Below are 25,205 nucleotides of genomic sequence, written 5' to 3'. Positions count from 1 at the left end.
AGAAACTGCATGCCTGCATATATTCATGGGAATTTGGCGGTCGAGCAAAAGTCTGGCCAGAAAAAGGTAAGTGTCAAAGAAACGAAGAAGGTTGTTTACCGCAACAAATCGCTCCCTGTACAAGAGAAGCTGCTCTACTTGTTCACCGTGCTTGTCTGCGTAGCCGTCGCCAGCCTGATTATATGGCGCTATGCGCAAATCTATGAAATGAACACGAAAATTTTGAAGCTGGAGACCGACATCCAGAAGCTGCAGGCTGAGAATAGCGTGTTGAAGCATAAAGTGGACGGGCTGTCGAGTCCCGACCGCTTAAGACAAGAAGCGACGAAGTTAGGCATGGTGCCTCCGGACGATAAGCAGATCAGCAAAATACCTAGACAAACTACCGGAAGCCCATCCAAAGAGACGGCTGCCAACCAGAAAAAGACGGAAACCCCGTAATCATCTGACTTGGAGAGTGACTATATGAACAAGAAAGTGAAGCTGAGATCGCTACTTATCGGGGGGGTATTTACCCTCCTTTTTTTTGCTCTGGTGGGCAGGCTGTACTGGGTACAGGTCGTGGATGGCAAGGAGCTTCGCGCCGAGGCGCAAAAAAAATGGGAAAAAGAAGAAGTGCTGCGTCCCGTACGGGGAATGATTAACGACCGCAACGACAAAGTGTTGGCGGAGGACGCTCCTGCGTTTACTCTGGCTCTCAATCCGAAGATTATCCAAAGCAAGCACTTGGAAGTGACGGTAGCCAAACGGCTTGCCGATTTGTTGAAGACATCGGACGATCCTGCTTCTATCGCTGCGCTGGAGGAGAAGATTTTATCCCGCTTGACCAAGCAGTATTCGGTAACGAATCCTCAGGTCGAAATTCGAAATGAAGGCTGGAAAATTGACGCCGAGGTGGCCGAGCAAATCAAATTGCTGGTAGAGGAGCTTAAGAAGCAAGCGAATACGAACAATGTCGGCATTTCTTTGTTAAAGGAAACGAAGCGGTTTTATCCCGGCGGCAAGCTTGCTTCCCATATTTTGGGTTACAGCGATAAAGAAGGCAATCCGATCATGGGATTGGAGTACAAGTTTGATGAGGCCCTGAAAGGGATTCCCGGCTCCCTGATGTACGAGAAGGACCGTACCGGCGTCGAGCTTCCCGATTCCAAGGTAACCTACCAGCCGGCTATTGACGGCAATAATGTAAGGCTGACGATAGACAAAAACATTCAATTTTACATAGAGAGCGCACTTGAAAAAGTATACGACCAGTATCGCCCCAAAAGTATTACGGCGATAGCGGCCGATCCGAAAACGATGGAAATTCTCGGAATGGCCAGCTTGCCGAACTTTAACCCGAATAAATATTGGGAGTCGAAAAATCAGAGCGACTTTTTCAATAACGCTATAGGCTCCCAATATGAGCCGGGCTCCACTTTCAAGCTGGTTACTTTGGCTGGTGCGGTGGAAGAAGGCATATTTAACCCGAACGATACGTTTATGTCCGGCTCGATTCAAGTTCCGGGCAACCGGCTGCATGACCATAATATTGTCGGATGGGGACCGATTTCCTATTTGGACGGGTTAAAGCGCTCAAGTAACGTTGCATTTGTCAAGCTAGGCTATGAAAAGCTGGGCAAAGACAAGCTGGTGCAATATATCGACAAGTTCGGCTTTGCCGCCAAAACCGGGATCGATCTTCCGGGCGAGGTTGCCGGTATGGTACGGTTGCGCAATCCCGTCGAATATGCGACAGCGACGTACGGTCAAGGCTTGACCGCAACCTCGATCCAGCAAACCGCTGCTTATGCAGCAATCGCAAACGGCGGCAAGCTGATGTGGCCTCATATTGTTAAGGAAATCTATAATCCGAAGACCAAAGAAGTGATTCAATCGTTCGAGCCGAAGGTCATTCGCCAGGTCGTATCCGAAGCGACGGCTAAGCAAGTGAGCGGATATTTGGAGCAGGTCGTAAGCGACCAAGCGATTGGTACCGGTAAGAAGGCGGCCATCGAAGGCTACCGCGTAGCCGGGAAGACGGGAACAGCGAATAAAGTCGAACCGGGCGGCAAAGGGTATGCCGAGGGCAAATGGGTTATTTCGTTCATTGGCTACGCCCCTGTCGAGGATCCGCGAATTCTTGTGACCATCATTGCCGACGAGCCTGATCTTGGCGGTGACTACCATCGGGGCAGCGAGGTGGCTCCGCCTGCATTCAAGGAGATCGTCTCGCAAACGCTTCGTTACATGGGAGTTCCATCCTCGACGCAGCAGACGAAAGCTCCGGAGAAGGAAATCAAGGCGACCGTGCCTGATTTGATCGGGCAAACGGTGGAGCAAGCGAAGACAACGATGAACAAATACGGTATTGCCGTTGAAGCGATAGGCAAAGGCCCTAAGATCACCGCCCAATCTCCGGCGCCTGGTACAGAAATCGGAACTACGCAACGAATTTATTTAACCATGCAGGATACGGGAGGAGACCCGACGGTTCCCGATCTAACCGGGAAGTCGCTCAGGGATGCGCTCGAAGTATGCTCCTTCCTCAAGGTGAAATGCCAATCCAACGGAGAAGGCTACGTGGCCTCCCAAACCGTTGCGACAGAGGGCGATGTGAAAGTCGTTACCCTGCAGCTTAAGCCGTACAGCGAGCTGATTCAAACGCCGACGGGCGATACGGCTGCCTCCAAATCGGATAACAAGCCGCCGGCCAAAACATCCGATGGTGCCAAGACGTCAGATACTTCCGGCAAAAAAGGTACAACAACAACCAGATAGCTTGTTCTATCCCCTGGTTGTCCCGAATAGTCTGGATATGAAACAATCTAGACAACCTTTCGGGAGGGGAGAACAACGTCCATGAGGGCATCGAATGTTACGGTTCGACGTCGGCTGTTTGCCGCTTTAATTGTAGGAACGGTTTTGTTTATGGCGCTGATCGTGAGGCTCGGGTACGTGCAAATTTGGATGGGTACCGAGTTGTCCGAGAAGGCGGAGCAGCTGTGGAGGCGCGATATTCCTTTTGAAGCGAAGCGGGGAGAAATATGGGATCGAAGCGGTGTGCAGCTGGCGTACAATATCAGCTCGCCGACGATTTACGCCATCCCGGCGCAAATAAAGGATATGAAGGCAACAGCCGCACAGCTAGCGAACATGCTGCAGGTTACCGAAGAATCGGTATTCAAGCAAATTAACGTTCGGAAATCGAGCGTGCGCATACAGCCTGCAGGACGCAAAATTACGCAAGAGAAAGCGAATGAAATCAGGTCGCTGGAGCTGCCGGGAATCATTGTAGCCGAGGACAACAAGCGGTATTATCCGTTCGGAGGTCTTGCGGCTCATATTCTTGGGTTTACCGACGTTTATAATAAAGGCTTGACGGGCATAGAATTGAAGTATGACAAACTGCTTACCGGATTGCAAGGCAGCCTTTCGTATTTGGCGGATGCGCGTGGCGGGAGAATGCCCGACTCTTCGGACGAATATGTGAAGCCCCGTGACGGTATGAACCTGCAGCTTACGATTGATAATCACCTGCAGTCGATATTGGAGCGTGAGCTCGATCAGACGATGGTGAAGTACCAAGCGAACAATGCCATTGCCATCATGATGGATCCGAACAACGGGGAAATATTGGCTATGGGTTCGAGACCAGGCTTTGATCCTGGCCACTTCCGTGATTTTCCGAAGGAATCGTACGACCGCAACCTGCCGATCTGGATGACCTATGAGCCGGGTTCGACCTTCAAAATCATTACCCTGGCCGCAGCGCTGGAAGAAAAGAAGGTCAATCTTACGGAGCCATTCTATGATCCGGGCTCGATTGAAGTTGCCGGCGCGAGGCTCCGCTGCTGGAAGCGCGGCGGCCACGGGAGCGAAACATTCCTCCAGGTCGTGGAAAATTCATGTAACCCCGGCTTCGTCGTTATGGGCCAGCGGCTCGGCAAAGACACGCTGTTCAACTATATTTCAAATTTCGGCTTCGGCCGCAAAACGGGTATCGATCTGAACGGGGAAGAAAACGGAATCATGTTCAAGCCATCCAAGGTCGGGCCTGTGGAATTGGCAACAACCTCGTTCGGGCAAGGCGTATCGGTAACGCCCATCCAGCAAATTACAGCGGTTTCTGCCGCCATTAACGGAGGGAAGCTGTTTAAGCCGCATGTAGCCAAAGGCTGGTACAGTCCGGAATCGGGAGATTTAGTCGAGACTGTGAAGCCGGAGCTGGTCAGACAGGTCATCTCGGAGAGCACCTCCAAGCAAGTTCGGGAAACGCTCGAGAGTGTCGTAGCTAACGGTACCGGCCGCAATGCATTTATTGAAGGGTATCGCGTCGGCGGAAAGACGGGTACCGCGCAAAAGGTAATCAACGGCCGTTATTCGGCCAATGAGCATATCGTCTCCTTCATCGGCTTTGCGCCTGCCGACGATCCGAAGGTAGTTGTGTATGCGGCTGTAGATAACCCGCAAGGCATTCAATTCGGCGGACTGATCGCCGCTCCTATGGTTAAGAAAATAATGGAGGACGCGCTCCATTATATGAATGTTCCTGCGCGCAAGGATCAGCTGGAGCGCAAGTACGTGTATGGCGATACGAAAACCGTGCAAGTACCAAGCTTGATCGGCATGAGCATTACCGATATTTACGAGGATTTGAACTCCGATTTTCTGCTGGCCAAGTCGGGTGTCGGCCAATATGTAGTCAATCAGGTGCCTAAAGCGGGAGTAAAAGTAGAGCAGGGCTCCACCATCCGCATTTATTTATCGGATACCGCGCCGCCACCGGGATCTTAAGAATAACAATTTCTATGAAAATGAAAATTTGGGCTTTTCATTGAGGCGATTTTTGTCCATAATAGATACCATGTGTTAAAAACGGAGGGTAACTCATGCAGCTAAAGGAACTGGCATCTCAGCTTGCGGTCAGCCGCATTTTGGGCGACGCGGAGACGGAATTCACCGGAATACAGACCGACTCGCGCAAGGTTCGGCCGGGAGATCTGTTCCTGTGCATTCCCGGCCTTGTAACCGACGGCCACCAATATGCAGCCAAGGCGGTCGAACTCGGGGCTGCGGCTTTGGTTGTCGAGCATGACGTCGACGTTAACGTGCCGAAGCTTCTGGTCAAGGATAGCCGGTACGCCATGGCGGTCATCGCCAATTATTTCTACGGCTATCCAAGCCGTGAAATGAAGCTGATCGGGGTAACGGGCACGAACGGCAAGACAACCAGCACGTACTTGATCGACGCCATTTTGTCGGATCAAGGCTTACGTACCGGATTGATGGGAACGATTCAGATGAAAATCGGATCGGAAATCACCTTAATGGAACGAACGACGCTCGAAGCCATCGATCTGCAGCGAAATTTGCGTCTGATGGCTGACGCGGGAACCGATTATTGCGTGATGGAGGTTTCCAGCCATGCGCTCGATTTGGGCCGGGTGAAGGGCTGCGGCTTCCGAACGGGGATCTTCACGAATCTGACGCAAGACCATCTTGATTACCATGAAACGATGGAGCAGTATCAAGCTGCCAAAGGGCTGCTATTTTCCAGAATGGGAAACGAATTTCACGGAGACCCGAGCCGTCACTCCTACGCTGTCCTCAACGCGGATGACCCTTCCTCGGACTACTACGCGAAGCAGACCGCAGCTCAGGTCATCACTTACGGGATTGATCGGCAGGCTGACGTTCGCGCGGAAGATATTCAGATCACGTCCAAAGGAACGCGGTTCCGCTGCGTCACGTTTCGCGGGACCGCAGACTTCCATACGAGACTGGTCGGCAAATTCAACGTCTACAATGCATTGGGGGCCATCTCGGCAGCGTTGCTTGAAGGCATTCCGATTGAAGCCGTCAAGCAAAGTCTGGAAGCCGTACAGTCGGTTGACGGGCGGATGGAGGTCGTCGACGGCGGTCAGCCGTTCCTCGTGCTCGTCGATTACGCCCACACGCCGGACGGACTGGAGAATGCGCTATCCACTATCAAGCAGTTTGCTGCAGGACGCATAATTACCGTCTTTGGCTGCGGGGGAGACCGTGACCGCAAGAAGCGTCCGCTGATGGGGAAAGTGGCGGCGAGCTACAGCGACTATTTGTATGTAACGTCCGATAATCCGCGCTCCGAGGACCCGCGGAGCATATTGGAGGACATCATACCCGGGATCGAGCAGGCGGGCATGTCGAGCGACCGATTCGAATTGATCGCGGACCGCAGGGAAGCGATACAAAAAGCCGTTGCTCAGGCAACCTCTGACGATGTAGTATTGATTGCGGGGAAAGGGCATGAAACGTATCAGGAAATCATGGGCGTCAAGCATGATTTTGATGACCGCAAGGTTGCCAAGGAAGCGATAAGGGGACGATACCGTGATTAGACGAACATTAGGACAAATAGCGGCGATGGCAGGCGGAAGCTTGGCGGAGGAAGAGTGGGCCAACATCCCGGTCGGAGGCGTATCCAAGGATACGCGAACGATCCAGGAGGGCAATCTGTACATTCCGCTGATCGGTGAATCGTTCGACGGACATCAATTCGTGGATGACGCGGCTTCCAAGGGAGCCGCAGCCTCCTTATGGCAAAAGGATCATGAGCAGCGGCCTGCGGATTTACCGCTGATTCTGGTGGATGATACGCTGGAGGCGCTGCAGAAGCTTGCCAAAGCCTATAAGTCAGAGCTCGCTGTGCGTATCGTCGGCATTACCGGCAGCAACGGGAAGACGACGACTAAAGATATGACGGCTTCGGTGCTTGCCACGACCTTCAAAGTGCACAAAACGATCGGGAATTACAATAACCACATCGGCCTGCCTCTGACACTGCTTCAGCTGGATGAGAACACCGAGATCGCCGTGCTGGAGATGGGGATGAGCGGACGGGGTGAAATCCGGCTTCTGTCCGAGCTTGCCGAGCCGGAGATCGTATTGATTACCAATATCGGTGAAGCCCATTTGCTTCAGCTCGGCAGCCGGGAGGAGATAGCCCGGGCCAAGACGGAAATTATGACCGGTCTTCAGCAGGACGGCACGTTGGTGTATAACGGCGATGAGCCTCTGATCGAGAAGGTGCTTCCGGAGCTTAAGCCCAATGAAGGGATGAAGGCTTCGCGCTATCACCGGGTCCGTTTCGGAGCGAATCAGGATAACGATTTGTATCCTAGTGAAACCCGAATGGATGCGGCAGGCACGCATTTTACCATACCGCGTTTTCAAGATGTTGCTTTTTATATCCCGCTGCTTGGGTTTCATAATGTCATTAATGCATTGGCTGCGGTTGCCGTCGGCGTCCATTTCGGTATTCCGGCCGCACGTATTGCTGAAGGATTGAGAACGAGCACGATGACGAGTATGCGGATCGAGAAGCTTCAGGCTCCATCGGGGCTGACCATTTTGAACGATGCTTATAATGCCAGTCCTACATCCATGAAGGCGGCGTTGAAGCTGCTTCAGGAGCTTACCGGGTACAATCGCAAGATTGTCGTTCTGGGAGATATGCTGGAGCTGGGAGAACAGGAGGCGGAGTTCCACCGTGCAATCGGGCGGGAGCTTGATCCGAAGCAGATCGACCGGGTTTACGTCTTCGGGAGACTGGCACAATACATTGCCGAAGAAGCCTCTGTGCACTACCCTTCGGGGCGCGTATTCGCCTTCGACGACAAGAGCAGGTTGGCTCAAGCGGTCGCCGCTGTTGCATCGCCCGACGATGTCGTTCTCGTGAAGGGCTCCCGCGGGATGAAGCTTGAGCAGGTCGTGTCACTGCTGCAGCAATTATAACGGTTTTACGAAGAAACTTTCCTTCAGAAAGTTTGTAGATGATGCTTACGAAGTAACTTTCCTTCAGAAAGTTTGTAGATGATGCTTACGAAGTAACTTTCCTTCAGAAAGTTTGTAGATGATGCTTACGAAGTAACTTTCCTTCGGAAAGTTTTTAGGGGGACTTAATTGTGGATTTTAACGTGGTCATGATCACATTGGGGGCAGCTTTCCTGCTAGCCGTCATCATGGGCCCATTATGCATACCGCTTCTCAGGAGGCTGAAGTTCGGGCAGCAAATCCGTACCGACGGACCGCAAGGGCACTTGAAAAAAGCGGGCACGCCGACCATGGGAGGCACTATCATTCTGCTTGCACTGGCATTGGCCGTATTGCGGTTTGCCGATAAAAGCATGGAAATGGTCATTTTGCTGATCGCAACGCTAGGGTACGGTTTGGTTGGATTCATGGACGATTATATTAAAATATTTTTGAAGCGGTCTTTAGGTCTGACAGCAAGACAAAAGCTGCTCGGCCAGCTGATTGTCTCGATTATAGTTTGTATTTTGCTCGGTCAAATCGGTCACAGCACCGATGTCCGCATTCCTTTTATCGATTATACGATTCCGATGGGATGGCTGTATTATCCTTTCGTTGTCTTGATGATGCTCGGTACGTCCAATGCGGTCAACTTCACCGACGGACTGGACGGCTTGCTGGCGGGTACGAGTGCAGTTGCTTTCGGAGCTTATGCCATTATCGCGCTGAATAATACGCAGCCGGACGTAGCCATTTTCTCCGCAGCGATGGTTGGAGCCGTGCTTGGTTTCCTTGTATTCAATGCCCATCCGGCCAAAGTGTTCATGGGGGATACAGGTTCGCTCGGAATCGGAGGCGGGCTTGCGGTCGTAGCTATTTTGACCAAAGCGGAAATTCTACTTGTGCTCATCGGCGGCGTGTTCGTCGTAGAAGTGCTTTCTGTTATTATTCAAGTCGTTTCCTTCAAAACGCGAGGAAAAAGAGTATTTAAAATGAGCCCGATTCATCATCATTTTGAGCTTGTAGGCTGGTCCGAATGGCGTGTCGTCATTACGTTCTGGGCTGTGGGCATCGTGTTGGCGGGAATCGGACTATTTCTGAACGAGGTGTTGTAGCATATGAAGCATCCACGGTCGTATCGAAACGAACAAGTGGTAATATTGGGTTTGGCTCGCAGTGGAGTCGCTGTAGCCAAGCTGTTTCACGAGTTGGGAGCCAAGGTAACCGTCAACGATAAGAAAGAACGAAACCTATGCCCTGAGGCCGATGAACTTGCGGCTCTGGGTATTTCTGTTATTTGCGGCAGTCATCCGTCCGGATTAATTCATGAGGATGTTAAGCTCGTTGTGAAAAATCCCGGTATTCCGTACACTATCGAGCCTATCGAACGTGCACAGGAGCTCGGGATCGAAATCGTTACAGAGGTGGAAGTCGCCTATCACGTATGCAAGGCTCCGATGATCTGTATTACGGGCTCCAACGGCAAAACGACCACTACGACATGGATCGGTATTATGCTGGAGAAAGCGGGTTTGAAGCCGATCGTGGCGGGCAACATCGGGCGCGCTTTGACCGAGGCCGCTCTAGAAGCGGAAGCGGATAACCATATGGTTGTGGAGCTGAGCAGCTTTCAATTGAAGGGTACATACGATTTCAAGCCGCGGATCGCGTGCTTGCTGAATATTTATGAGACGCATCTGGATTATCACGGATCAATCGACGATTATATTGAATCGAAGGCGAAGCTGTTCGCCAACCAGGGGGCTGACGATACGGCCGTTCTTAACTGGGACCAACCGGTATGCCGTCAAATCGCATCGAGCGCCAAGGCGAACGTGCTGCCATTCTCGATTCAAGAGGAACTGGAATACGGCGTATTTGTCACACCTACCTTCAAGGAATCCGTTCACGCAGAAGACAGGCACATTGTATACCGCGATAAAAAGGGCTCGGTTCATCGGATTCTCGGCGTAAAGGAGATCGGCATTCCGGGAACGATGAATGTAGAAAATGCGCTTGCCGCGTCTTGTGCCGCGTTGACGGCGGGGGTGACTATCGATACGATAGCACAGGTGTTGAGAGAGTTCCGCGGCGTCGAGCACCGGCTGGAGCACGTGGCTACGAAGGACGGCGTCGACTATTATAACAATTCCAAGGCGACGAACCCTGCAGCAAGCATCAAAACTATCGAATCGTTAGAGCAAAAAATCGTCCTGATCGCAGGCGGCCTTGACCGCGGATCGGATTATATGGAGCTTCTGCCCGTATTTCAGTCGGGCCGCATTAAAGGCATCGTAGCGTTGGGCCAAACGAAAGATAAAATATGTCATGTTGCTAGACTTGCAGGCATGAGCCTCGTAAAAACGGTCGATACTGCTAACAATGCGCAGGATGCGGTCAACGAGGCGGTTCGGGAGGCAGCCGACATGGCGGAAGCGGGAGACGTCGTTCTTCTGTCGCCGGCGTGTGCCAGCTGGGACATGTTTCCTTCCTATGAGGAAAGGGGAAGCATGTTTAGGCAGTCCGTGCATAACCTTTAAGAGGGGGGCATACAAGCCTACCCTAACATTTTGTTAAGGTTAAGAGGTGGCGCGTATGGCGAAAGCACGGTCTGCTCCGGATGTAACGTTATTGGTCTGCACGATGATGCTCTTGGCAATAGGTGTGGTGATGGTGTACAGCGCCAGTGCGGTGCTTGCATTTCATGAATTCGGCGATTATTTCTATTATTTGAAAAGGCAGCTTTTGTTCGCCGCGCTAGGAATCGTGGCGATGTTTTTCACTATGAACGTGGATTACTGGATATGGAAAAAGTATGCCAAAATCGCCCTGATCGTCTGTTTTGTCCTGCTGATCGTCGTGCTGATTCCCGGCATCGGCGTCGTTCGCGGAGGCGCGCGAAGCTGGCTCGGCATCGGCTCCTTCGGAATACAGCCGTCCGAGTTTATGAAGATGGGCATGATTTTATTTTTATCGAAGCTGTTATCCGAGCAGCAGAACAAGATTACGCTGTTTACGCAAGGCTTGCTGCCGCCTCTCGGGCTGATGGGGCTCGCATTCGGTCTCATCATGCTGCAGCCGGATCTGGGCACAGGGGCTGTGCTTGTAGGCGCTTCGCTGCTTATTATTTACACGGCGGGAGCACGGATTTTGCATCTGTCCTATCTTGGTATGGTTGGCGTTGTAGGCTTCATCGGGCTGATTATCGCAGCTCCTTATCGATTGAAGCGAATCACGGCGTTTTTGGACCCGTGGCAGGACCCTCTTGGCGCCGGCTATCAGGCGATACAGTCGCTCTATGCGATAGGACCCGGCGGACTGGTCGGTCTCGGACTCGGCATGAGCCGTCAAAAGTACAGCTATTTGCCCGAGCCGCAGACGGATTTCATCTTCTCCATTATTGCCGAAGAGCTAGGCTTCATCGGTGGCTCCTTCGTTCTTGCTTTATTCATGCTGCTTGTTTGGCGGGGAATGCGTACAGCTATTACGGCCCCCGACACATTCGGCAGTTTGCTTGCGACCGGCATCGTAGGCATGATTGCGGTACAGGTCGTTATTAACATCGGTGTGGTTATCGGCATGTTTCCGGTTACCGGCATTACGCTTCCGCTGATTAGCGCTGGCGGATCGTCGCTTACGCTGATGCTGACCTCCATCGGCATTCTACTAAATATATCCCGTTTTGCGAGGTGAACGGCTTGAAAACCATCGTCTTTACAGGAGGCGGTTCAGCAGGACATGTCACTCCGAATCTTGCAATTATCTCCAAATTGAAAAAGCTGGGCTGGGATATCCAATATATCGGCTCCCGAGACGGCATAGAAAAAGATATTATTCATCATGCAGGCATTTCGTTTCATCATATATCGTCCGGCAAGCTCCGCAGATATTTTGATTTGAAAAACATCAAGGACCCGTTCAAGGTCGTCAAAGGGATCGGAGAGGCGTACATGCTGCTTCGCAAGCTGAAGCCGGCCATCGTGTTCTCCAAGGGCGGCTTCGTCTCCGTACCGGTCATAGTGGCAAGCTGGTTGAACCGTATTCCCGTCATCAGCCACGAGTCGGACATGACCCCGGGACTGGCGAATAAAATTTCCATGCCGTTCGTCACCCGGATGTGCGTCAATTTCCCCGAATCGCTGAAGCATATCAAGGGCGATAAAGGGATCTGCACCGGACTTCCAATCCGCGATCAAATTTTGCAGGGCAAGGCAAGCCGTGCTTACGATTTATGCGAGTTTCACAAGCAAAAGCCGGTGCTTCTCATCATGGGCGGCAGCTTGGGGGCCCAAGCGATCAACAAGGCCGTCAGAGACGCGCTGGACCCGTTATTGGAGCGATTCCAGATCGTACATATTTGCGGTAAAGGGCATGTGGCCGACACTTACGCCAAACGCAGGGGCTACAAGCAGTTCGAATTCATCAACGATGAGCTGGCCGATGTGCTGGCGATGACCGATATCGTATTATCCCGGGCCGGAGCGACCTCGATCTTCGAATTCCTGGCTCTTGGCAAGCCGATGCTGCTCATTCCTCTAACGAAACAGGCGAGCCGTGGGGACCAGATCCTCAATGCGGCCTCCTTCGAGAAAAAGGGCTACGCCCGTGTATTGTTCGAAGAAGACTTATCGGCGGAAACGCTCGTTCAAAGTCTCGACGGAGTTTACGAGAACAAAGAGAGCATCGCGAACAATATCCGAACGACCCAACAAAGCAATGCCGCCGACACGATTATCGACCTGATTCAACAAATCAGTCTGAAGTAACTTTCTCGTTAAGAAGAAACTATTTGGGCGATTGTCACACTATTTCCGATTGAACATAAACTACACTATAACCGTGACAGACAACGGAGCATGCATGACAGTACGGAAAAAGCCGGCACCACCGGCGTTAGTTCGTTCCTGATCATTCCGGTTTTCGGCATTGCCGAGGCCGGCAGCCCGGAGGTTCTGTGGAGGAGGTTTTCCCATGCAACAGGTCATTACTCAATTGCTGAGCGGCGAATTCGGCGAATGTCGGCTGAATGAACCGCTGGCGCCTCATACCACTTGGAAGATTGGCGGACCGGCCGATGTTCTGCTCATTCCCGAAACCAAAGAGCAGCTGGTCGAGGCCGTCAAGCTGCTGCACCGGCATCAAACGACTTGGACCGTTCTCGGACGCGGTTCCAACATGCTGGTATCCGATAAAGGAATACGAGGAATCGTAATCAAGCTCGGGCCGGTGCTGGATACAGTGCGTTTTGATGGCGACGTCGTTTATGCCGGAGGAGCTTATTCGTTTATCAAGCTATCCGTCATGGCCGGCAAGGAAGGGTTGACCGGTCTGGAGTTCGCCGGAGGCATTCCGGGAACGGTAGGGGGCGCCGTCTACATGAACGCCGGAGCTCATGGATCCGATGTGTCACGAATACTGTTAAGAGCTGAAGTTCTGCTCCCGACAGGTGAATTGGTTACCATGCAGCAGGCGGATTTCGAGTATTCCTATCGGCATTCGTTATTGCAAAAGCAGCCGGGAATCGTTACAGAGGCGGTATTCCAGCTGAAGAGCGGGGACCGCAAAGAAATCGCCGGAGCGATGGCGGCTTACAAAGACCGCCGCAAGCGGACCCAGCCGCTGCATATGCCTTGTGCGGGGAGTGTATTCCGCAATCCGGAAGGTCATTTTGCTGCGAAGCTTATTGAATCGGCGGGCTTGAAGGGTTACCGCGTCGGTGGAGCCCAAATATCGCCAATGCATGCCAATTTCATCGTCAACACCGGGCAAGCGACAGCTAAGGACGTGCTCACCCTCATTGAACAAGTGCAGCGGACTGTATTGGAAATGTACTCCGTCAAGCTTGTACCTGAAGTATTGGTGGTGGGTGAGCGGTAAATCGGAGGTGGGACTTTGGAAAAGTTGGTTATCGAGGGCGGGAGACCTCTATCGGGAGCCATCAAGATTCACGGTGCGAAGAACGCCGCATTGCCCATATTGGCAGCAGGCATGATGGCGGATGGTACGATTACGATTCACAACGTACCCGACCTGTCGGACATTCAGGTCATGCTGAGCATACTAAAGGCTCTAGGTTGCCGCACGGAGCACCAGGACGATAGAGTTACCGTCAACACATCCACAGCGCATTCGCATCACATCCCTGAGCATCTGATGAGTCAGATGAGATCCTCCATCTTTTTGATGGGGCCGTTGTTGGCGCGTTTTGGTAGAGTGCAAGTCTATCAGCCCGGCGGCTGCGCGATCGGAGAAAGAAAGATAGATTTACATTTGAAAGGACTCACTGCATTAGGAGCGCAAATAGAGGAGTCCGGCAATATGATTGTGTGCACAGCCAAGCAATTGCGCGGTGCAGAGATCGTACTTGATTTTCCGAGTGTTGGTGCTACGGAAAATATTATGATGGCTGCTACGATGGCCGAGGGCTTGACTACCATTTCCAATGCAGCCAGAGAGCCGGAAATACAAGATTTGCAGAATTTCCTGAATGCGATGGGAGCTAACATTATTGGAGCGGGTACCGATACGATAACGATCGAAGGGGTATCCGAGCTGACTCCATGTACTTATCGCATAATTCCGGACCGGATCGTCGCCGGTACCATGATGATCGCAGCAGCTGTTACTCGAGGGAACGTTACCCTGGAGAACGTATGTCCCGCCCATTTGACATCGGCGATTCATGTGCTGAAGCGCGCAGGTGTTCAAATAGCGATTAACGGTGATATAATGAATATAAGCTGCTTATCGCGGCCCAAAGCAGTAGAACGCATCGTCACTTCGCCGCATCCTTCATTCCCGACAGATTTGCAATCGCAAATAATGGTATTGCTATCATTGGCCGATGGGCTGAGCATTTTGAAAGAGACCGTGTTTGAAGGCAGATTCAAGCATGTCGACGAGCTTTCCCGCATGGGTGCCGACATTCGTCTGGATTTGAATTCAGCGTTTGTCAGAGGCGTTCCCAGACTGTACGGTGCTACCGTTGAAGCAACCGATCTAAGAGCCGGAGCCGCGCTTGTAATCGCAGGTCTTGCCGCTCAAGGAACGACGGTCATCGAACAAATTCATCATATTGACCGGGGGTATGACCGGATCGAGCTCATGCTCTCCCGTCTCGGAGCCAATATCAATCGTGTGCTGCCTGTTCCTTCCGAATAACTCATTACGAACTTATATCATGATTCCTATGAACATTGCCGCTGATTTATCCCCTCTTTTTTAGACGGGGATACCAGCGGTTTACATAGTTTCCGCTTACGAAGAAGGCTTTCCTTCAGAAAGCCCGGCTTACGCTTACGAAGCCAGTTTTTGCTATCGCAAAAACTCAGCACATGCTTACGAAGAAGGCTTTCCTTCAGAAAGCCCTTAGGAGGGACAACCTTGCACCCCGAACAAAGATTGCCTGTCATCCAGAAACCGAAACCGAAGGCAAAAACAAAATCAAGAAGCAGCAGAAGACTGCTTTTGTTTCTTTTTTTATTTTTCATCATTCTGCTGTGCATTCTATTCTTCCAATCGTCTCTCAGCAAGATTACAGCGGTCGAAGTCAAGGGTCAGGAGCTGCTGAAGGCCGATGCGGTATTACAAGCATCCCCGGTCAAGGTAGGGGATCATTTCTTTTCCGTTACTTCGAATTATATCGAGGAGCAGATCGAATCGCTGCGAATGGTAGAGTCGGCGAAGGTGACCAAGCATTTTCCCGGTGTAATCGAGATTGAAGTCAAGGAATATCCGAGAGTTGCCTACCAGTTCAACGCCGAGAATCAGCCTGAGGCGATTCTTGCAGACGGGAGCGTCGTCGCCGTATCGGGAGATGTCAACTTCGTGATGGACAAGCCCATTTTAACGGGGTGGGGAAGCAACGAGGAATTGAAGAATAAGCTGTGCAAAGCGCTCGCTTCGGCTTCGCCTTCTACATTAACGGATATTTCGGAAATCAAACCGGATCCATCGGAATCGTACCCCGACCGGATCAAAATGTATACCCGTTCCCAGTTTGAAGTGATTACAACCGTCGGATATTTGCCTGAGAAGCTGAACTATTTGGGTACTTATATTACCAGCCTGAAGGAAAATAAAATCAATACCGGCGTCCTGAAGCTGCTGGAGGCGGACACTCACGCCCCCTTCGATACCGATGCCTCCAAGGGCAAAGACAGCGCGTCCAAAGACACCAAAACAGACCCGAAAAAGGACGCCGTCAAAGAGAATTCGACCAAAGCTCCAACAGGTAAAGATACGAAGACACAGGACAAAGAAACACCGCGAAACGGGTAGAAAATAGCTACTCAATCGCTAGAATTAATGATAGAATTGAAGTTACGGTATGTTTAGGCGCAAATGTATAAAAAAATTTGCGAAAAAAGAGGGAAAATCCCAGTCGTGTGGAATATGTACAGAAGCTTTCTTTTCATCGATGCTCATATCTATTAAAAGTCATAGGAGGTGCCACAGGTTGAGCAGCAATGACATCATTGTTAGTTTGGACATCGGTACATCCAAAGTTCGTGCTATTATTGGGGAAGTCGTTAACGGCGCCATTAATATAATAGGGGTTGGATCTGCCGACTCGGAAGGTATTCGCAAGGGAGCCATTGTCGATATCGATCAGACCGTTCAATCGATTCGCAACGCGATCGATCACGCAGAACGTATGGTAGGTATTCAAATAGCAGAGGTTTACGTTGGAATTTCCGGGAATCATATTGCTTTGCAATCTAGCCATGGCGTAGTTGCCGTTTCCAATGAAGACCGAGAAATCGGGGATGAGGATATCGAACGCGTCATTCAAGCCGCGAAAGTAATTCCTCTAGCACCTGAACGCGAGATTATCGGAGTCGTACCGAACCAATATTTGGTGGACGGACTGGATGAAATCCATGATCCGCGCAGCATGATCGGCGTTCGTCTCGAAGTCGAAGCAACTATTATTACCGGCGCCAAGACAGCGATACATAATCTTCTTCGCGTTGTCGAGAAAGCGGGAGTGAAAGTCGGCGGCTTGATTCTGATGTCTTTGGCGGCGGGACATTTGTGCCTGTCGAAGGACGAGAAATCCGTCGGAACCGTGCTCGTTGATATTGGCGCAGGACAAACGACGATTGCCGTTTTTGAACAAAACAATTTAGTCGCCACATCCACACTGCCGATCGGCGGCGAGTACATAACGAACGATATTTCGATCGGGCTTCGTACTCAAGTGGATATTGCCGAGAAGATCAAGCTGAAATTCGGCTGTTCCGTCATCGAGCATGCTGCTGCCGATCAAGTATTCAAGGTCAATCGGATAGGTAGCAACGTGGATAAAGAATTCTCGCAAGTGGATTTGGCCAATATCGTAGAACCCCGCGTGCAGGAAATATTCCATTTAATCCATTTGGAAGTACAGCGCCTCGGTTTCTCCGAGCTGCCTGGAGGCTATGTGCTGACTGGCGGAACGGTATCCATGCCGGGTGTTTTAGCTGTTGCTCAAGCCGAGTTAGCTACATCTGTCAGAATTGCCGTACCTGATTTCATCGGCGTTCGCGACCCTTCTTACACTAGTGGAGTAGGGATTATCCAATATGCTTCCAAATATTTGAAAACCGCCAAAACGAACAGCGCAGTGAAAAAATCCGTCTCGAATCCAAAAAAACCATCCGCGGCCAGCGAACAAAAGCCGTCGGCCATGGAACGATTCAAGAATTGGTTGAGCGAGTTTATTTAAGGGTGCGCCTGACTTATGAAGCTTAATGAGGGGGACAATAGAGTATGTTTGAATTTGATATGGACGTGGATAGTCTAGCAAAAATAAAGGTTATCGGTGCGGGCGGCGGCGGTAGCAACGCCGTTAACCGCATGATCGACAACGGAGTGAAGGGCGTAGAATTCATTACGGTGAATACGGACGCTCAAGCGCTTCAATATTCCAAATCGGATCAAAAGATGCAGATCGGAGATAAGCTTACCCGCGGATTGGGTGCAGGTGCCAACCCGGAAGTAGGGAAGAAGGCGGCTGAAGAATCTCGCGAGCTGATCTTCAATACCTTGAAAGGTGCCGACATGGTATTCGTCACCGCCGGTATGGGCGGCGGAACAGGTACGGGTGCGGCTCCCGTTATTGCTGAAATCGCCAAGGAATGCGGAGCGCTTACAGTTGGCGTCGTAACGAGACCGTTCACGTTCGAAGGCCGTAAACGCGCAATGCAGGCAGAGCAAGGGATCGCAGCTTTGAAGGAAAAAGTAGATACGCTGATCGTCATTCCTAACGACCGATTGCTCGAGATCGTTGACAAAAAGACGCCGATGCTGGAAGCATTCCGCGTAGCCGATAACGTTCTTCGTCAAGGCGTCCAAGGGATTTCCGACTTGATCGCCGTACCGGGACTTATCAATCTTGACTTTGCCGACGTAAAAACGATTATGACCGAGCGCGGTTCTGCTCTGATGGGTATTGGAGTCGCAACGGGCGAGAACCGGGCTGCAGAAGCTGCCAAGAAGGCGATCCAAAGTCCGCTTCTGGAAACTTCCATCGACGGCGCTCGCGGTGTATTGATGAACATTACAGGTGGTGCCAACCTGTCGTTGTATGAAGTCAATGAAGCAGCGGATATTGTTGCTTCCGCGTCCGATCTGGAAGTCAATATGATTTTCGGTGCCGTTATCGACGAGAAGATGAAGGATGAAATTCAGGTGACTGTAATCGCTACCGGATTTGAACATAAACCGGAAGTTCAACAACAGCGCAGACCTGTTGGCGGTAATACCTCCTCGCAGGAGTCTGCACCAAGTGACAACCGAGGCACAAACAATTTGCGTCCTTTCGGCGGTCAAACGTCAAGCGATCAATTGGATATTCCGACCTTCCTACGCAACCGCGGAAGAAACGGAATGGATAAATAAGCAGTGCCTTAGGTAACCCAAAAGCTCTCTTTCCTGGTGGAAGAGGGCTTTTTTATTGTTCGATACGACAAGAAGGAAAATGAAATCAGGTCCCAGAACAAGATTGGCGTAAGAAAAAGCAGGGAGCCGTGCTAGCAAAACTACCAGAGCCTATGAAAAAACTATTGACAACAAAGATGATAATGATTATCATTTACATGTATTTGATAATGAGAATCGTTATCATCTGATTATGCATACGGACTGGGGAGGAACTAGCATGGCAAATGTAATTATGATTTTTGCAAGCATGACAGGCAATACAGAGGATATAGCGGATGCAATAGCAGATGGTGTAGTCGAGGCGGGTGCAGAGCTTGTCCAGAAAAATGTAATGGATAGCAACCCATCCGAGCTGGAACATTATGATGGAATTTTGCTGGGAGCTTATACTTGGGGCGACGGTGATTTGCCGGACGAGTTTCTTGACTTTTATGATGATATGGACGATCTGGATTTAACCGGAAAAAGAGCTGCCGTCTTCGGTTCTTGCGATTCTTCTTACTCGGAATACGGCGCTGCCGTGGACACACTCATTGAAAAGCTGAAGGAGCGTGGAGCGGAGGTTGTATTGGATGGACTCAAGATTGAATTATCTCCATCGAAGGAAGAAAAAGAAGATTGCAAAAATTATGGCAGCCAGTTTGTTCAAGCTTTGAACGGAAATTCGCAATAGCTCTTACATATGAAATGTTGGAATAGATGTTACTTAACGCATGGAGGACCGGAGAAGGAGGGGGCATAAGCCCTCTCTTTTTTCATTAACGGATGACAGCTTATAAACATGATGTACAGTGAGACGGCAGCCTAACCAGCGATTACAGGTCAAGCTTGTCCTCATTATTGCAATCCAAAATCTGACAAAAAAAGTTGCACCTAATCGGCAAGTTTAGACAGACTTTGGAATAAGCTTACTATATACTTGTCTCATTCGCTCAAATCAATGAATGAACCGGCCAAGTGCCAGGAGGGAAACGGGAAATGATCGTATACGTGGATATCATTTTCCTGATCAACATGCTCATTGATGCGGCACTGCTGCTGGCAACGGCAAAATCTCGAAAGTTAACGTTTCGATGGTGGAGGCTTGTATGCTCGGCATGTCTCGGCGGGGTTTATGTCGTGTTCTTGTTTTTTCCGCCGCTTTCCTTTTTGTTCACCTTTGCGGTGAAGTTCCTATTGTCTCTAATGATGCTCCTCATTGCGTTCGGATATGGAGGGATGCAGCATTTCTGGCGGAACGTGGGGGCTTTTTATGTAGTTAATTTTGTAGCGGCCGGTGCTATCGTAGGTGTTCATTATTTTTGGATGTCGTCGGGCGAAGTGATCAACGGCATCTTATTTACACAATCCGGCGGTTTGGAGCACAGGCTGCAGATCGGGCTGCTGTTCGTTATCGTTGTGCTGTTCTCTTCTATCCTGTTGTATCGTTATGTTCAGCAGGCTGCCAAGCGCAAGGAAGAGATGTCCTCCTATTTTGCCAAGGTGGACGTGCACATCGATGAGTTCGAATCCAGCTGTACAGGGCTGATTGATACCGGCAATCAACTGTACGATCCGCTGACCAAAACGCCGGTCATGGTCATGGAACTCTCCCAGTGGGGAGAAAAAATACCGGAATCGTGGAAGAAACGAATCGAGAAGTCCGAAGTCGATCAAATTGTAGGAGCGATAGGAACCGATGAGTTTGAATGGCAGGATCGGCTCAGGCTGGTTCCATACCGGGGTGTGAACCGAAGCACGCAGTTTATGCTGGCAATCAAACCGGATCGGGTAGTCATCACGTATAACGACAAGCAGTTCGAAACGTTAAAGGTGCTGATCGGACTGGACGGTGGCAAACTGAGCGCGGACAATGCCTATCAGGCGATCATCCATCCTACGCTGCTGCAATCCTCCTGAGAATAAGGCAGTAATCTGAGAGCAGTAAATCATGAGGTATCGGATTAGCCGGAGATGCGACCGAATCAATGTCTTATATCTTGAACGAATCCATTATGCACAATGCTAAGGAGGAACACGAATATGCTCTTGAAGTTGAAGCTCATTCTGCAAATCTATTATTTCCGTCTTTTGCTGTTTCTTGGCCTCAAAGGGGAGGAGATTTACTATATCGGCGGAAGTGAAGCCCTGCCTCCTCCTTTGACACGCGAAGAGGAAGAATACTTGCTGGAGAAGCTTCCTTCGGGAGATGCAGCTATTCGTGCCATGCTGATTGAGAGAAATCTGCGGCTGGTCGTTTATATTGCCCGCAAGTTTGAGAACACAGGAATCAACATTGAGGACCTCGTATCGATTGGCGCGATCGGTCTCATTAAAGCGGTGAATACGTTTGACCCTGAGAAAAAAATCAAGCTGGCCACCTACGCTTCTCGCTGTATTGAGAATGAGATCCTTATGTATTTGCGCCGTAACAGCAAAATCCGTACGGAGGTTTCGTTCGACGAGCCCCTCAATATTGATTGGGACGGGAACGAGCTCTTGCTATCGGATGTGCTGGGAACCGAGAACGATACGATCTACCGTAATATCGAGGAGCAAGTGGACCGGAAGCTTCTGCATAAAGCATTGGATAAGCTCTCTGAACGGGAGAGGACGATAATGGAGCTGCGCTTCGGCCTTCAGGACGGAGAGGAGAAGACGCAGAAGGATGTTGCGGATATGCTTGGGATATCGCAGTCATATATATCGCGCCTGGAAAAGCGCATTATCAAAAGGCTGCGCAAGGAATTCAATAAAATGGTGTAAACTGGAAAAAAGTTTTTTCGCTCCGATGAAAGCGAATCCGCGCTTGATTTGCTTGGAAATTTGCTCCGCTTGCCTTTCCGGCGGTTGTACAGGCAGGTGTGACCCACGCATAAAAATGCAGACCGAGGAGATAATTAACAGTAATGTTTCTCCTTGGGAGGTAATCACGGTGACCCGAAACAAAGTCGAGATTTGCGGTGTGGACACTGCAAAGCTACCTGTTCTTACCAACGCGGAAATGCGTGAATTATTCGTTCAACTTCAAACGAACAACGAGAGAACGGCAAGAGAGAAATTGGTCAACGGCAACTTACGATTAGTGCTGAGTGTCATTCAACGTTTCAACAATCGCGGTGAATATGTAGACGATCTGTTTCAAGTCGGCTGTATCGGACTGATGAAGGCAATTGATAATTTTGATCTGAGCCAAAATGTTAAGTTTTCCACGTATGCAGTACCTATGATTATCGGAGAAATACGACGCTATTTGCGTGACAACAACCCTATTCGGGTATCCCGGTCCTTAAGGGACATTGCTTATAAGGCGCTGCAGGTTCGCGACAGCCTCACCAACCAAAATTCCCGCGAGCCTACGATTTACGAAATCTCCGAAGCGCTTAATGTGCCTAAGGAGGATGTCGTGTTTGCACTGGATGCGATACAGGATCCTGTCTCCTTGTTTGAGCCGATCTATCATGACGGTGGAGACCCGATTTACGTGATGGATCAGATTAGCGACGACCGCAACAAGGATGTGTCCTGGATTGAAGGCATCGCGCTGCGGGAAGCTATGCGGAAGCTGAATGACCGGGAAAAGATGATTTTGTCCATGCGCTTCTTTGATGGAAAGACGCAAATGGAGGTTGCTGATGAAATCGGCATATCCCAGGCGCAAGTTTCCCGATTGGAGAAATCGGCGATATCGCAAATGCAAAAGCACGTAAAAAATTAACCGATCTTGCAATAGTCCGAGACCTGACTCGCCTGACCAACCGGGAGAGAAGGGTCTTTTTTTCTTGAATATGGACATTTTGCCCAAGTTCTACATATAGTAAATATATAGTATGCGCGAGCATACCAATCGTTGGTCAGTCGGTAAATAATACATGAGAATACGTGGTGGTTGCAGCGTGAAAATATCGGATTTTCAAACCAAGGACGTAATCAATATTGTGGACGGTAAAAAGCTCGGACAAATAACGGATTTGGAATTGGATCTGCGGCAAGGGAGAATCGAATCGATCGTCGTGCCTAACGGCGGACGCTTCTTCGGATGGTTCGGGGGAACAACGGACGTCGTCATCCCGTGGAAAAACATCGTCAAGATCGGCATGGATGTTGTTCTGGTTAAGCTGGACGATGTAAGAACCTACCGGCAACAGGAGGAAATGGAAGCCGGGCAGGAATTTAACCGGCAATATAGGGGGTAACACCCCGATTCAAGCTGGCAGGCACACTAGAAGACGCCCGATTCACGGGGCGCTTTTCGATGTGTGTTATTTTTTATGTTGTGTTTGTGAGGAATATTGGAACATTTTTGAAGCTTTGTTTTGAGGTTTTGTTTCTCCATCGTGTATACTGGTAGAGAGAGGATATACGGAAATCGAGGGCGAGGGGTTGATTGGATTGGAACCATTTGTCTTGCAAAAGGTGGAGAACGGGTGCGAGCTGTTTTATATAAAAAGCTGGATGAACCAAAATGCAGGCTTGACAGCAGGATTTACATCCCGGCTCGGAGGCGTCAGCAAAAGCGAGTTCGGCAGCTTGAACTGCGGCCTTCACGTAAATGATATTCACGAAGATGTGGTAAGAAACAGAGAGAAGCTCGCGGAAGCGCTGAGGGTCGGGCTGGATCAATGCACTTATGCGGAACAGGTGCACGGGAACGAGGTACAGATCATTACCCGGGAGCATGCGGGTGCAGGGATTGATTCCAGGGAGCGGGCCATTCAGTCCAAGGACGCTTTCATAACGAATGAGCCGGGACTGTTTCTGCATGCTCTGTTCGCGGACTGCGTACCGCTGTTGTTCTATGATCCGGTACAAAACGCTATCGGCCTGGCACATGCGGGCTGGAAGGGGACTGTTCTGCAAATAGCCAAGAAGACGGTGGAGGCTATGAGTCTCCATTACGGTACGGCGGCTGATGATGTTTTGGCTGCGATAGGGCCATCCATTCGTGATTGCTGCTATGAGGTGGATGAGCATGTGATATCCCGAATCCGTCAGTCCATGGATGAGCTGCAAATTAGAAATGAACAGGAAGACGGCGGTTCTCCGATTTATGCAGATAAAGGAAACGGGAAGTATAACTTAAGCTTGCAACAAATGAACCGACAAATTATGATAAAAGCAGGAATTTTGCCGTCTCGTATCGAAATGAGTAGTTTATGCACAAGCTGCCGAACGGATTTGTTCTTCTCCCATCGTAAAGAAGGCGGAAAGACAGGACGGATGGCGGCATGGATCGGCCTATACGAATAGGCAACATGGAATAGAGGTGACTTCGCGTTTTGCTATTGACGCAATCTATACCCTTAGTGGAAGAACGAATTTCGAATGCGTGCGCACGCGCAGGACGCGACCGCAATGAGGTTCAAATTATTGCAGTAACCAAATACGTATCGCTCGAAACAACCGGTCTCGTCCTTCAGCACGGTCTCCAGCATATCGGTGAGAACCGGTGGCAGGATGCACAAGCCAAATGGGAAGCTTTCGGCGATCAAGGGACATGGCATTTTATCGGACATCTGCAGACGAACAAAGTAAAGGATGTTGTCGGTAAATTTGCCTATATCCATTCATTGGACAGGCTGTCGCTTGCAAAGGAAATCGATAAGAAGGCGGCCGCGCTTGGTATAACAGCACAATGCTTTATACAGCTGAATGTTTCCGGAGAGGAATCGAAGTACGGCCTCCCTCCGGAGGAGTTCGCAGGATTCATTGATGCAATCCGTTCACGGGAGCACATCCGGGTGGTAGGACTGATGACTATGGCGCCTTATGAAGCGGAGCCGGAGGCAACCAGACCGGTATTCCGGGGGCTCAGGGAATTGAGGGACGAGCTGAACCGCAACAAGGTGCTTGGCTACGAAGTGCCGCATCTGTCGATGGGGATGTCCAACGACTTCGAGGTCGCGATCGAAGAGGGAGCGACGTGGATTCGTCTCGGCTCCGTGCTGGTGGGTAAAGAATAAGTAAGTTTCGACTACGGCGAAATCAAGCGTATGCTTACGAAGCAAGTTTCGCCTGCGGCGAAACTCTAAGGAGGAGAGGACATGGGCGTAATGAACAAATTCATGAATTTCTTGGGATTACAAGATGAAGAAGAGATCGTGGAGCGGGAACGAGTCGTCGAACAAACCGTAGAAGAACCTGAAACCAATCCATTAGAGCAACGTAAAAATAAAGGAAACATCGTAAGCATACACTCGCAAAAAAATGTCAGAGTAGTCCTGAATGAACCTAAATCGTACGAGGATACCCAGGAGATTGCCGATCATTTGCGTTCGCGGCGTCCGGTTGTCGTCAACCTGCATTTGGTCCGTCCGGATCAGGCGACCCGAATCGTCGATTTCTTGAGCGGAACGGTCTATGCTCTTAACGGATCTATTTCCAAGATTGGTCCGAACATTTTTCTATGTACACCGGATACGGTTGAAATTCACGGGTCCATCTCGGAAATACTGAATCATGAAGGCTACTCTCAATAATTTGAAATCGAGGTGACCAGCTTGTACAACTCTATTGACGGCTAC

Annotated in this window: 22 protein-coding genes; all 22 read left to right on the top strand. The window is 50.4% G+C overall.

The genetic code is table 11. The annotated features are described in order from the left end of the window. Nucleotides 1-9: 9 nt before the first annotated feature. The 22 genes from ftsL (at nt 10) to DVH26_RS25745 (ending at nt 25,160) form a co-directional block, all read left to right on the top strand. A complete protein-coding gene (gene ftsL / locus DVH26_RS25850; RefSeq protein WP_239626956.1) occupies nt 10-441 on the top strand; it encodes a cell division protein FtsL in 432 nt (143 codons plus the stop codon). A 24-nt stretch (nt 442-465) separates the two neighbouring features. Continuing rightward, on the top strand, nt 466-2,760 hold the full coding sequence (locus DVH26_RS25845) for a penicillin-binding transpeptidase domain-containing protein (RefSeq protein WP_239626954.1): 2,295 nt from the start codon (nt 466-468) through the stop codon (nt 2,758-2,760). Nucleotides 2,761-2,841: 81 nt separating this feature from the next. Beyond that, nucleotides 2,842-4,776, top strand: coding sequence for a stage V sporulation protein D (locus tag DVH26_RS25840; protein ID WP_239626952.1), 1,935 nt, complete (start codon nt 2,842-2,844; stop codon nt 4,774-4,776). Nucleotides 4,777-4,871: 95 nt separating this feature from the next. Beyond that, nucleotides 4,872-6,362, top strand: a complete 1,491-nt coding sequence (locus DVH26_RS25835; protein ID WP_239626950.1) for a UDP-N-acetylmuramoyl-L-alanyl-D-glutamate--2,6-diaminopimelate ligase — start codon at nt 4,872-4,874, stop codon at nt 6,360-6,362. Then, complete coding sequence (locus DVH26_RS25830; protein ID WP_239626949.1) at nt 6,355-7,758, top strand: UDP-N-acetylmuramoyl-tripeptide--D-alanyl-D-alanine ligase; 1,404 nt, start codon at nt 6,355-6,357, stop codon at nt 7,756-7,758. The genes DVH26_RS25835 and DVH26_RS25830 overlap by 8 nt, the downstream gene beginning before the upstream one ends. A gap of 170 nt (nt 7,759-7,928) precedes the next feature. Next, nucleotides 7,929-8,891, top strand: coding sequence for a phospho-N-acetylmuramoyl-pentapeptide-transferase (gene mraY / locus DVH26_RS25825; protein WP_239626948.1), 963 nt, complete (start codon nt 7,929-7,931; stop codon nt 8,889-8,891). 3 nt (nt 8,892-8,894) lie between these two features. Beyond that, on the top strand, nt 8,895-10,316 hold the full coding sequence (gene murD, locus DVH26_RS25820) for a UDP-N-acetylmuramoyl-L-alanine--D-glutamate ligase (RefSeq protein ID WP_239626947.1): 1,422 nt from the start codon (nt 8,895-8,897) through the stop codon (nt 10,314-10,316). A gap of 55 nt (nt 10,317-10,371) precedes the next feature. Then, nucleotides 10,372-11,469 carry a stage V sporulation protein E gene (gene spoVE, locus DVH26_RS25815; protein WP_239626946.1) on the top strand — a complete coding sequence of 366 codons (1,098 nt, stop codon included), beginning with the start codon at nt 10,372-10,374 and terminating at the stop codon, nt 11,467-11,469. A gap of 5 nt (nt 11,470-11,474) precedes the next feature. Continuing rightward, on the top strand, nt 11,475-12,542 hold the full coding sequence (locus DVH26_RS25810) for an undecaprenyldiphospho-muramoylpentapeptide beta-N-acetylglucosaminyltransferase (protein ID WP_239626945.1): 1,068 nt from the start codon (nt 11,475-11,477) through the stop codon (nt 12,540-12,542). A 205-nt stretch (nt 12,543-12,747) separates the two neighbouring features. Beyond that, nucleotides 12,748-13,653, top strand: coding sequence for a UDP-N-acetylmuramate dehydrogenase (gene murB, locus DVH26_RS25805; RefSeq protein WP_239626944.1), 906 nt, complete (start codon nt 12,748-12,750; stop codon nt 13,651-13,653). A 15-nt stretch (nt 13,654-13,668) separates the two neighbouring features. After that, complete coding sequence (gene murA, locus DVH26_RS25800) at nt 13,669-14,937, top strand: UDP-N-acetylglucosamine 1-carboxyvinyltransferase (protein WP_239626940.1); 1,269 nt, start codon at nt 13,669-13,671, stop codon at nt 14,935-14,937. Nucleotides 14,938-15,159: 222 nt separating this feature from the next. Next, complete coding sequence (locus tag DVH26_RS25795; protein WP_239626938.1) at nt 15,160-16,056, top strand: cell division protein FtsQ/DivIB; 897 nt, start codon at nt 15,160-15,162, stop codon at nt 16,054-16,056. A gap of 178 nt (nt 16,057-16,234) precedes the next feature. Beyond that, complete coding sequence (gene ftsA / locus DVH26_RS25790) at nt 16,235-17,485, top strand: cell division protein FtsA (protein WP_239626935.1); 1,251 nt, start codon at nt 16,235-16,237, stop codon at nt 17,483-17,485. 44 nt (nt 17,486-17,529) lie between these two features. Then, the gene (gene ftsZ / locus DVH26_RS25785) at nt 17,530-18,660 is read left to right on the top strand and encodes a cell division protein FtsZ (protein ID WP_239626933.1); all 1,131 of its coding nucleotides are present in this window, start codon (nt 17,530-17,532) and stop codon (nt 18,658-18,660) included. A gap of 259 nt (nt 18,661-18,919) precedes the next feature. Then, on the top strand, nt 18,920-19,375 hold the full coding sequence (locus DVH26_RS25780) for a flavodoxin (RefSeq protein WP_239626932.1): 456 nt from the start codon (nt 18,920-18,922) through the stop codon (nt 19,373-19,375). A 305-nt stretch (nt 19,376-19,680) separates the two neighbouring features. After that, a complete protein-coding gene (spoIIGA, locus tag DVH26_RS25775) occupies nt 19,681-20,601 on the top strand; it encodes a sigma-E processing peptidase SpoIIGA (RefSeq protein WP_239626931.1) in 921 nt (306 codons plus the stop codon). A gap of 123 nt (nt 20,602-20,724) precedes the next feature. Continuing rightward, complete coding sequence (gene sigE, locus DVH26_RS25770) at nt 20,725-21,447, top strand: RNA polymerase sporulation sigma factor SigE (protein ID WP_239626930.1); 723 nt, start codon at nt 20,725-20,727, stop codon at nt 21,445-21,447. Between the two features lie 169 nt (nt 21,448-21,616). Continuing rightward, a complete protein-coding gene (gene sigG, locus DVH26_RS25765; RefSeq protein ID WP_079910477.1) occupies nt 21,617-22,399 on the top strand; it encodes an RNA polymerase sporulation sigma factor SigG in 783 nt (260 codons plus the stop codon). Between the two features lie 178 nt (nt 22,400-22,577). Next, nucleotides 22,578-22,877, top strand: coding sequence for a YlmC/YmxH family sporulation protein (locus DVH26_RS25760; RefSeq protein WP_239626929.1), 300 nt, complete (start codon nt 22,578-22,580; stop codon nt 22,875-22,877). Nucleotides 22,878-23,073: 196 nt separating this feature from the next. After that, a complete protein-coding gene (gene pgeF, locus DVH26_RS25755; RefSeq protein WP_239626928.1) occupies nt 23,074-23,931 on the top strand; it encodes a peptidoglycan editing factor PgeF in 858 nt (285 codons plus the stop codon). 29 nt (nt 23,932-23,960) lie between these two features. Then, on the top strand, nt 23,961-24,644 hold the full coding sequence (locus tag DVH26_RS25750) for a YggS family pyridoxal phosphate-dependent enzyme (RefSeq protein ID WP_239626926.1): 684 nt from the start codon (nt 23,961-23,963) through the stop codon (nt 24,642-24,644). Nucleotides 24,645-24,725: 81 nt separating this feature from the next. Then, nucleotides 24,726-25,160 (top strand): cell division protein SepF, encoded by a 435-nt coding sequence (locus DVH26_RS25745; protein ID WP_239626924.1) that lies wholly within the window; start codon nt 24,726-24,728, stop codon nt 25,158-25,160. Nucleotides 25,161-25,205 lie beyond the last annotated feature (45 nt).

The sequence above is a fragment of the Paenibacillus sp. H1-7 genome, assembly GCF_022354825.1.
Taxonomy (GTDB): domain Bacteria; phylum Bacillota; class Bacilli; order Paenibacillales; family NBRC-103111; genus Paenibacillus_S.
The sequence above is the reverse complement of the archived record's forward strand: the minus strand, read 5'-3'. Positions and strand labels throughout refer to the sequence as shown.